Source organism: Bacillus niameyensis (genome assembly GCF_001375535.1).
Lineage (GTDB): Bacteria > Bacillota > Bacilli > Bacillales > Bacillaceae_C > Lederbergia > Lederbergia niameyensis.
Genome location: NZ_LN831197.1, coordinates 4,027,851 through 4,038,734, shown reverse-complemented (window position 1 = coordinate 4,038,734; position 10,884 = coordinate 4,027,851). Strand labels below are relative to the sequence as shown.

General features: G+C 39.2%; 8 protein-coding genes. 5 read left to right on the top strand and 3 right to left on the bottom strand.

Going from position 1 to position 10,884, the window contains the following annotated elements; genetic code table 11:
* Nucleotides 1-237: 237 nt before the first annotated feature.
* The 5 genes from BN1243_RS18505 (at nt 238) to opp4C (ending at nt 6,058) form a co-directional block, all read left to right on the top strand.
* Nucleotides 238-1,221: an ABC transporter ATP-binding protein gene (locus BN1243_RS18505; protein ID WP_062109329.1), complete on the top strand. Its 984-nt coding sequence runs from the start codon at nt 238-240 to the stop codon at nt 1,219-1,221.
* Nucleotides 1,218-2,225, top strand: a complete 1,008-nt coding sequence (locus BN1243_RS18500) for an ABC transporter ATP-binding protein (protein ID WP_062109327.1) — start codon at nt 1,218-1,220, stop codon at nt 2,223-2,225. Before BN1243_RS18505 ends, BN1243_RS18500 begins: the two co-directional genes overlap by 4 nt.
* A gap of 77 nt (nt 2,226-2,302) precedes the next feature.
* Nucleotides 2,303-4,009 (top strand): peptide-binding protein, encoded by a 1,707-nt coding sequence (locus BN1243_RS18495; RefSeq protein ID WP_062109325.1) that lies wholly within the window; start codon nt 2,303-2,305, stop codon nt 4,007-4,009.
* A 193-nt stretch (nt 4,010-4,202) separates the two neighbouring features.
* On the top strand, nt 4,203-5,165 hold the full coding sequence (locus BN1243_RS18490) for an ABC transporter permease (RefSeq protein WP_062109323.1): 963 nt from the start codon (nt 4,203-4,205) through the stop codon (nt 5,163-5,165).
* Entirely contained in the window at nt 5,165-6,058 is an 894-nt protein-coding gene (gene opp4C, locus BN1243_RS18485; RefSeq protein ID WP_062109321.1) for an oligopeptide ABC transporter permease, read from the top strand. Before BN1243_RS18490 ends, opp4C begins: the two co-directional genes overlap by 1 nt.
* A gap of 85 nt (nt 6,059-6,143) precedes the next feature.
* On the opposite strand, the gene BN1243_RS18480 is transcribed toward opp4C, so the two are convergent.
* The 3 genes from BN1243_RS18480 to BN1243_RS18470 all read right to left on the bottom strand — a co-directional run bounded on the left by BN1243_RS18480 (nt 6,144) and on the right by BN1243_RS18470 (nt 10,842).
* A complete protein-coding gene (locus BN1243_RS18480; protein ID WP_062109319.1) occupies nt 6,144-7,979 on the bottom strand; it encodes an ABC transporter ATP-binding protein in 1,836 nt (611 codons plus the stop codon).
* Nucleotides 7,976-9,697 (bottom strand): ABC transporter ATP-binding protein, encoded by a 1,722-nt coding sequence (locus BN1243_RS18475; RefSeq protein ID WP_062110770.1) that lies wholly within the window; start codon nt 9,695-9,697, stop codon nt 7,976-7,978. The genes BN1243_RS18480 and BN1243_RS18475 overlap by 4 nt, the downstream gene beginning before the upstream one ends.
* Before the next feature lie 122 nt (nt 9,698-9,819).
* A complete protein-coding gene (locus tag BN1243_RS18470) occupies nt 9,820-10,842 on the bottom strand; it encodes a LacI family DNA-binding transcriptional regulator (protein WP_062109317.1) in 1,023 nt (340 codons plus the stop codon).
* Nucleotides 10,843-10,884: the final 42 nt, after the last annotated feature.

Sequence of the window (10,884 nt, the reverse complement as noted above, 5' to 3'; positions counted from 1 at the left end):
CAAACCATACATTATTCCAGTATAGTCATTTCTCCCTAAATCGCTTTCATTTCAAAGGATCTTAATAATTATACTGGAATATTTTTATTTTTAAAAACGCATAAAAAAACCGCTCTTTCTTTGTAAGCGTTCAAATAGTTATATTAAATTTCCTAGAAAGATAATTTTTTTACTAGTCTGTCATATCATTAATTAAAGGAATATTCTGTCGGCAATTAAAAGGAAGGTGATCACTTAATGTCAGTTTTACTTCAAGTAAAAAATTTAAAAACTCATTTTTTTAATAGGAATCATGTAATTCCTGCTGTAGATGGAATTGATTTGAATATCGAGCAAGGCCAGACTGTTGCTCTTGTTGGCGAATCAGGAGCAGGAAAATCCATTGCTTCCTTATCGATTCTGAAACTCATCCCCAATCCTCCTGGAAAAATAGTAGAGGGTGAAATTTTATTTAATGGCACCGACTTAGTTTCTTTATCAGAGAAGCAAATGTGCAAAGTCCGGGGAAATGATATCTCCATGATTTTCCAGGACCCCATGACCTCTCTCAACCCCGTATTAACGATTGGGGAGCAAATTATTGAAGTGCTTGTTTACCATAAAAAGATGACGAAAAGAGAAGCAAAAGAACAGGCGATTGAATTATTAAAGTTAGTAGGATTTTCTCGGGCTGAAGATTTGATATCCGAATACCCCCACCGGCTCTCGGGAGGAATGAGGCAGCGCGTCATGATCGCGATTGCTATGAGTTGCAATCCAAAACTTTTGATTGCGGATGAACCTACAACTGCTCTTGATGTGACCATACAAGCACAAATATTAGACTTAATGCGCGATTTAAAAGAGAGAACGAACACGTCGATTCTTATCATTACTCACGACTTAGGTGTTGTATCCGAGATCGCCGACAAAGTCCTCGTCATGTATTGTGGTCAAGTTGTAGAAGAAGCACCTGTTGAAGAACTTTTTTCAGAACCGCTTCACCCCTATACCGTTGGATTAATTGACTCTATTCCTACTCTTGATAGTGATACGGATCGACTCATTCCAATTGAAGGACATGTTCCATCACCAGAGCAATTTCCTAAAGGTTGTCGATTTGCACCACGTTGTCCCCATGCCTTTGAACGTTGCTTTACAGAAACGCCAGATTTAATAACGATGAATGAAAAGCATTCTACACGCTGCTTTTTATATGAGGGGAAGGGGCGAAAAAAGTGACAGACAGTGCAGCTGGTCAGAGTTCTGAAAATCTATTAGAAATTCGGCAATTAAAAAAGTTTTTTCCTATTAGAGCAGGCATCTTTCAAACAACAGTTGGTCATGTTAAAGCCGTTGATGGCGTCTCCTTTTTTGTTAAAAAAGGTGAAACATTAGGAATTGTCGGCGAATCAGGCTGTGGTAAATCGACGATAGGCAGAACCGTTATTAGACTTTATAAGCCGTCATCGGGAAAAATAATTTTCAAAAATCAGGATATTACCCGGATGAGGGAATCTGACTTAAGAACTCATATTAGGAAAGACATACAAATGATTTTTCAAGATCCTTATGCTTCTATGAACCCGAGAAAAACATTGAAATCGATTTTAAAAGAACCGCTCGCTACCCACGGACTGTTGGATGACCATAGCGACGATAGAATCGCAGAACTCCTTAATCGTGTTGGATTAAGCCCTTCTTATATGAATCGTTATCCTCATGAATTTTCCGGTGGACAACGTCAGCGAATTGGCATTGCTAGAGCACTTGCCCTTAATCCCGAATTAATTATTGCAGATGAAGCTGTTTCTGCATTGGATGTATCGATTCAAGCACAAATTATTAATCTACTGGAAGATTTGCAAGCTGAATTTGATTTGACTTACATCTTTATTTCTCATGATTTAAGTGTCGTTCGTCATATTAGTGATCGGGTAGCCGTTATGTATCTAGGCAATATGATGGAAATTGCACCGAAATCCACTATATACGAGGAACCACTCCATCCTTATACAAAGGCTCTACTCTCTGCCGTCCCTGTTCCTAGAAAAAAAGGAATGGCGAAACGTGAACGAATCGTTCTAAAGGGAGAGATTCCAAGTCCAGCAAATCCGCCAACCGGCTGTGTATTTCATACAAGATGTCCGTTTGCAATGGATATTTGCAAGCAAACTACTCCTATATTCCAAGAGTTAAAACCGGACCATTTTGTTGCTTGTCATTTGTATAACACGGGCAGTTAGTGCTTGAAAGGGGTGATACATGAGGCACAAATATTGAACTGAGAATCAAATAAACAATCAATAGGGGGAAAAGTTTAATGAGAAAATCGGTTTGGCTATTACTAGCTATGATGCTTGTCCTGTCTATGTTTCTAGCAGCTTGTAAGGGAGGCGATCCAGAAAGTACAGGGACTCCTGGAGATGATCCAAATACTGGCGAAGAACAAGAAGAACAAACAGATGATAATGAAGAAGAACCGCCAGTTGTTGAGGATACTGGACCTGTCGACGGAGGAGACCTTATTATCGGAACAGGTGGAGATCCAACACTCTTTAACCCGCTCTATTCCAATGATTCCATCAGTTCAGATATTGAAGGTATGCTTTATGTTGGACTTGTCGGCTCAGAGCCTGAGGAATTTAATCCTACAACAGAAAATGGATTAGCTGAGAGTGTTGAGCAGTCTGATGACGGTCTCACATATACTGTTAAATTAAAAGAAGGTATTAAGTTTCACGATGGTGAGCCTTTGACTGCAGATGACGTTGTTTTCACCTATAACATTCCACTACACGAAGATTACGATGGACCCCGCAAATCTAATTTTGAAGCTTTGGAAAGTGTCGAAAAGAAGGATGATTTGACAGTCATCTTCCATATGAAGCAAGTAGATGCTCAGTTCCCGAGTGTAGGACTTAGCTACGGGATCTTGCCAGAACATATTTTAAGTGATGTACCAATTGCTGACTTAGGTGATCATGAGTTTAACAGGAAGAATCCAATTGGATCTGGTCCATTTAAATTTGTTGAATGGGTAGAGGGGCAATATGTAAAGGTAGAAGCGTTTGATGAATTTTATCTTGGTCGCCCCCACTTAGACTCGCTAACTTTCAAAATCATTAAAGATGCTAATGCGATGCTGACACAGTTGCAAAATGGCGATATTAACTTTTGGTCTGGCGTTCCACAATCTGATATTGAAGTTGTCAAAGAATTCTCCGATAGCATCGGAATAAAAATTGAAGAAGGACTCGCTTTATCATATACCTTCTTTGCTTACAACTTACGAAACGATCTTTTTAAAGAGAAAGAAGTCCGTCAAGCGATTACTCATGCGATTGACCGGCAATTAATCGTAGACACGATCATGGAAGGTTACGGAGAAGTCGCCGATGTTCCAGAAAGTCCGTTAAGCTGGGCATATAATCCGGACGTACCAAGCTTTGAATATGATCCTGAAAAAGCAAAGGAGATGCTTGCTGCAGCTGGTTGGGAGCCAGGTAATGACGGTATCCTCGAAAAAGATGGTAAGAAATTTTCTTTTGAAACAAAAACAAATCAAGGAAACAAAGTTCGTGAAGACATTGTCATTCTTCTCCAAGAACAACTTAAAGAAGTGGGCATTGAATTAAAACCTAGAATCGTGGAGTTCGGCTCATTAATCGCTGATATCGATCCTGGTGTATGGAATTTTGATGCGATCGTTCTCGGATGGAGTCTTGCGACAGATCCGGACCCAAGCGGAATCTTCCATACAAAAGAAATTGAGAAAGGCTTAAACTTTATTGGCTATTCCAATCCTGAATTAGACAAATTAATGGAGGCACAACTGCAACAGCAGGATAAAGAGAAACGCAAGGAACAAATTGGAGAAATTCAAGCAAAACTCGCCGAGGACCAACCATACACGTTCCTATATTATCCAATTGAATTTCGCGCAATGCCTGCTGAACTTGAAGGTTATGTGTTCCATGCAAAGGATGAACTTTATAACATCCATGAATGGTGGATAAATAAAGAATAGATTGATAATCTAGGTTCTCTTGACGACCGTTAATAGTGAAGTTTGCACTGTTCGGTCGTCATGAGACTTTATTGACTACCGTTCTATGTGGAATTGCTTTATTACGGGAGTCATAAAAACTTCTTGACTACCATTCCCTGGAAAAAGTTATAAATAACCTTCATAACTAACAATTACAGAAAGGAGGATCAAAATGGGTGCCTATATTATCCGCCGATTACTTATTGCCATCCCTTTATTATTCGGAATTAGTATAATTTCGTTTGGTATCATTCAATTTGCTCCGGGAGATCCAACTACATTGTTAATGGATCCTACACTAAAGCCAGAAGATCAAATAAAGTTCCGTGAAAAATACGGCTTAGATGATTCAATCCCTACCCAATATCGGAAGTGGCTTGGCAACATGTTGAAAGGAGATTTCGGTACATCCATAGTTCGACGTGGCGAACCAGTAAGCGATTTGATTGTAAAACGTCTCCCAAACACCCTATTACTCATTGGAGTTTCCACAATATTAGCATTTATTATCGCTATACCAATGGGGATTATTTCAGCCATGCGCCCCTACTCGAAACGCGATTATTCATTAACCGTTTTTTCTTTCTTAGGTGTTGCAACACCTAACTTTTGGCTAGGAATTATGATGATTATTTTATTCGGAGTAAAACTTGGCTGGTTTCCAACCGGAGGAGTTGCAACATTGAATTCCCCTTTTAATATTTGGGATAGAATTCATCATTTGATCATGCCGGCATTCGTTTTAGCCACTGCCGACATGGCGGCCCTTACCCGTTATTCACGTTCAAGTATGCTTGATGTTTTAAAACAAGATTATATTCAAACTGCAAAATCAAAAGGATTCAAAGAAGGGAAAGTTGTTCTAAAGCACGGTCTACGGAATGGGCTTATTCCCATCATCACCATTTTTGGCTTGATGCTCCCTTCCCTTATCGGTGGAGCAGCGATTACGGAAGCGATTTTTAGTTGGCCAGGGCTGGGAAGTCTATTTATTGATTCTGCTTTCAAGCGTGATTACCCTGTCATTATGGCTTTAACGACCATTTCCGCAGTTTTAGTTGTACTTGGAAATTTAATTGCGGATATACTTTACGCTATTTTTGATCCGCGGATTGAATACAAAGGAGGGTCATAATGGCACAAGTCAATTCTGTCGATCTCCACACTAATTTTCAGGATAAGCCTGAAACCTTAACAAATATTTTTTTCAGGAAATTCTTTAAAAATAAATTAGCCGTGATTGGAGCAATTATCTTATTCATTATTATATTAGCAGCGATTTTAGCCCCTTTAATTGCTCCTTATAATCCAGGTGAAACACATTTAACAGACAAGCTTAAGCCACCAAGTAAAGATTATTGGCTAGGAACTGATCGCTATGGCCGAGATATTTTCTCCCGTATCCTTTATGGTGGAAGGGTTTCCCTGCTCGTGGGTTTTGTCTCAGTTGCGGGCGCCCTTCTTATCGGCATTCCCATTGGAGCATTAGCTGGCTATTTCGGGGGGATAATAGACGGAATCTTAATGAGATTTGTCGATATGATTATTTCTATACCAAGTATCTTTTTACTGTTTACAGTGTTAACCATTTTTCAACCAAGCATCGATAAACTAATTTTAATCTTTTCTCTTACGACTTGGACAGGAACAGCAAGGCTCGTGCGCGGTGAATTTTTATCCCTTAGAAGCAGAGATTTTGTACTAGCATCGAGGACGATCGGAACACGTTCTTCAAAAATTATTTTTAGCCATATTTTACCGAACGCCATCGGACCAATTATCGTCGCAGCCACTTTATTAGTTGGATCTGTCATCCTTGCAGAAGCAGCACTAAGTTACTTTGGTTTAGGCGTTCAGCCACCGACGGCAAGTTGGGGGAATATGCTGGAAGATGCCCAAAATTTTACTGTTCTTGTAAAAGCACCATGGTATCCCGCCTTTCCAGGACTATTCATCTTAATCACCGTGCTTTGTTTTAACTTTGTAGGTGATGGGTTACGTGATGCTCTTGACCCAAAAGAAAACTGAAAAAAGACCCACCATTTTAAACTTTGGTGGGTCCTGCTAAGTACTAGATCAAGCCTAGACTAGACACTGGCGCGAACAACACTCGCTATCCAGCCTGTACAACAAACTGACTCTGATACAGATCCGCATAAAATCCATGCTGTGCTAGCAATTCTTCATGCGTTCCTTTTTCGATAATATCGCCTTCGTTCATGACTAAAATTAGATCTGCGTCTCGAATCGTCGATAGTCTGTGGGCGATAACGAAACTTGTTCTTCCTACCATTAGATCGTTCATCGCTCTTTGGATATTCATTTCAGTCCGTGTATCAACACTACTTGTCGCCTCATCTAAAATGAGAATTTTCGGATCTGCCAAAATAGCACGAGCGATCGTAAGCAATTGTCGCTGACCTTGAGAAATATTCGAGGCATCTTCCCCAAGCACCGTTTCATACCCATCAGGTAAAGTTCGAATAAAATCATCGGCATAGGCACTTTTCGCCGCCTGCACAATTTCTTCTTCACTCGCTCCTTCACGACCATAAGCTATATTTTCACGAATCGTCCCTTTAAATAACCAAGTATCTTGAAGGACCATTGCAAAAAGAGACCTCGCTTGTTCTCTTGATAAATCGGTCAAACTCTTGCCGTCAATACTAATACTCCCGCTATCCAATTCGTAGAATCTCATTAATAAATTAATAATCGTCGTTTTTCCAGCTCCGGTTGGACCAACAATAGCGATCGTTTGTCCCGACTGAACATCTAGACTTAAATCTTTAATAATCGGAGTTCCTTTTTCATAACCGAAACGAACATGATCAAATGTAATATGGCCATCTAGCTGATCGATATTTACAGGCGCCAGTTCTTCTTTCTTTTCTTCTTCTTCATCGAGTAAAGCAAAGACACGCTCTGCACTCGCTAAAGCTGTTTGAATCATATTAGCAATCCCCGCGGCCTGGGCCATTGGTTGCGATAACTGTTGTGAATACTGAATAAAGGCTTGTACATCCCCAATATTAATATGACCCGAGAGTACTCGAATTCCACCAACGATACTGACAAATACATAACCTAAGTTACCAACAAAGGTCATAAGTGGCATCATGATCCCACTAACAAATTGGGCTTTCCACCCGGATTCATAAAGCCGCTCATTCATTTCATCAAATTGCTTAATCGCCGCCTTTTCATAACCAAAAGCCTTCACTACTTGGTGACCCGAAAACATTTCTTCTATATGGCCGTTCACATTCCCCAATTCTTTTTGCTGATCGCGAAAATGCTTTTGGGAAAAAACTGCAATATAGCGAATGACCAAAGCACTTAAAGGAAATGTAATTAAGACAACTAAAGTTAATAAAGGACTTATATAAAGCATCATGACGATCGTTCCGACAATCATTATTGTTGATGTAATGATTTGGGATAGAGCTTGCTGAATCGAATTATTTATATTATCAATATCATTGATTACTCGACTAAGGACATCACCATGTGGATGCTGATCATAATATCGCAGCGGCAGCCTTGTTAACTTTTCATTCACTTGCTTCCTAAGTTCAGCAGTAGTTTTTTGGGCGACACTAGCCATAATATACTGCTGTAAATAAGAGAATAAGGCTGATAATATATATAATCCGAGCAAGATAAGCAATAACCTTTGTAGAAATGCAAAGTCTACACGAGTTCCGCTCGTAATACTATTAAAAATAGAAGTTGTCGCATCTCCAAGCACTTTCGGACTAATTACATTAAATAAAGTGGCAAAAAGGGCGGCAATTGAGACAAATATAATCTGATATTTTCTCGGCTTTAAATAAGATGTTAATCTTAAAAGAGTCTTTTTGAATTCTTTTGGTTTTTCTCCGTGCATTCCATGTGGTCCACCACCATGACCTCGAGGAGCTGGATTCGTTTGAGCTTTTCGACTCATGCCCCTTCCACCCCCATTCCTTGTGAGGCAGCAATTTCTTGATAAATCTTATTCCCTTCTAATAATTCGCTATGAGTACCGACTCCCGCCACTTGTCCTTCATTTAATACAATGATTTGATCAGCTTGAGTGACTGTGCTAACTCGTTGAGCAACCATAATTATTGTCGCTTCGTCGGTAACATGATTAAGAGCAGCTCTTAACTTCGCATCCGTTTTATAATCAAGTGCTGAAAAACTATCATCAAACAAATAAATTTCCGGTTTACGAATAAGTGCACGTGCAATCGAAAGTCGTTGCTTCTGACCACCCGAAAAATTAACGCCTCCTTGTTCGACGACAGCGTCAATCCCCTCTACTGTTTGTTGAACAAAATCAGCTTGAGCAATTTCAAGCGATTCTGCCATTTCTTCATCGCTTGCATCTTCTTTACCAAAGCGAAGATTATCGGCAATCGTTCCACTAAATAAGGAAGCTTTCTGAGGAACATAACCAATTTTCTCTCTAAGTGTTTCCTGCGTCATATCCCTAACATCGACGCCATCAATTAAAACCTTGCCTTCTTCCACATCATAAAATCTTGGAATTAACTTGAGCAGTGTTGATTTTCCCGCTCCAGTACTTCCAATGATCGCTGTTGTTTCCCCTGGCTTTGCAGAAAAGGAAACCCCACTGATTACAGGCTTTTCCGCACCGGCATAACGAAATGTCACATTTTGAAACTCTACATATCCGTGCTTACTAGAACCTTTAGGGTTTTCTGGATCCATAATTTCTCTTTCCATCTGAAGGACTTCGTTAATTCGCTTCACTGATGCTTGAGCTCTAGGTATCATAATGAGCCCCATAGACATCATGACGAGTGACATTAAAATCATCATCGCATATTGCAAAAAGGCCATTAAATTTCCAACTTGCATGGCACCTTGATCAATACGAATAGCACCAAACCAAACGATCGCTAAATTAGTAAAGTTCATGACAATCATCATGATCGGGAATAATACCGCCATCATCTGATTAACTTTAATTCCCGTATCTCTAAAATCCTCATTTGCCACATTAAATCGCTTTTTCTCAAAATCGACTTTATTAAATGCACGAACTACACGGATCCCGTTTAAATTTTCTCGAACAATCAAATTCAATTTGTCTGTCTTCTTTTGTAAAGAAACAAATAACGGAATCGCTTTTCGAGAAATGATGAAAATAAGAATAGATAAAACTGGTAAAGCTCCTAAAAAGACTAGTGAAAGTTTAGGGTCACGTGAAACCGCAAGGATAATCCCCCCGACCAACATTAATGGAGCACGTGTCATCATTCTTAATACCATATTTAAAACATCTTGGATTATCTTCACATCATTGGTTGACCTCGTAATTAAGGATGCAGGTCCAATTTTCTCAAATGACTGTAAAGAAAACTCTTCAACATGGGTAAATATGCTGCGTCTCACATCACGCCCAAAACCTTGAGAAGTCTTCGAGGCAAAATAAGAAACCCCGATTGTAATTGCGACAGCCGCCAATGCAGCAAGAATCATCCAAATTCCTGTTTTAATTATGTAAGGAATGTCACCGTTTACAATCCCAACATCTACTATATTGGCCATTAGCGTTGGCAAAAGTAATTCCAGGAGAATACCAGCCAATGTTAGTATGATGACCGCTCCTATTTGCCAATTATATGTTTTTAATTGCTTAAACACGTTCAGAATCACTTCCCTCTGCCCATTTATAATCTTTATCGTAGTGCTAATTTTTCATAAGGTCAATTGTTATTTCTTATGAATTTAAAAAGCGAATCTATCTAATAATAGACTCGCCTTTTTCAATACCACTATTCTAGTTTTTGACAGGAAGACCTGACAACCAGTTTATGAGGTATAATTATTCGCTTTACGGGCTCCCTCGGATTTTCGATTTTAAGAATGACGTTTTTCGCTGCTTCATAACCTAGAGAAAAGATATTAATATCAATGGATGTTAAAGGCGGTTGTGCCATCCTCGCTAATAAAACATTATTAAAGCTGACAATTGAAATATCTTTACCGACCGTCATTTCCATTTCATCAAGCATATGCATTACACCAAGTGCAACCAAATCGTCCGTAACGACTAATGCAGTTGGAGGTTCATCAAGTTTCAATAACTCTAAAATTGCTCCTCTGCCACTTTCTTCAAGAAATTCTCCATGAACTACATATTCATCTCTTAGTGTAATGTTAGCATCTCTTAATGCCTTCTCATAACCTAGCAAGCGGTCAACTGTAACAACTAGCTCAAGACTTCCACCTATAAAAGCAATTCTGTCATGATTTAGCGCTAGTAAATATTCTGTAACTTCCCTAGCAGCTCGGAAATTATCATTATCAATATGAGTTATTTGTTCCTCATTTTTATAAGGTTTACCAATAACAACGAAAGGGAAATTACTATTCATTAGATAAGACATAAGTTTATCTTCCACACGTGAGTTTAGAAGAACTAAGCCATCCACCCGTCCTCCCTGCACCATTTGAACGACTTCTTCATAAATTTCTTCCTTCGTCTTTCCCGTTGTCATTTGCAAAGCATACATTTTCTCATGGGCACTTTCACTAAGTCCTTGGAGGACACTTGAAAAAAATGGATTTTGAAAAATAACATCAGCTGATTCCGGCATGACAAGCCCAAGGACACTTGTTGATTTACTTGCGAGACTTCTAGCGATTAAATTCGGATGGTATCCTAATTCCTTCATTGCCTTCCTTACTCTTTTCTTTGTTTCTTCACTAATTCTTGGATTGTCGGCAATGACTCTAGATACAGTAGATGGAGCAACATTTGCAAGCTTCGCTACATCCTTGATAGTGATTGACATGCTAACCCTACTTTCATTTTCGTAAAAAATTTAGTAATAACG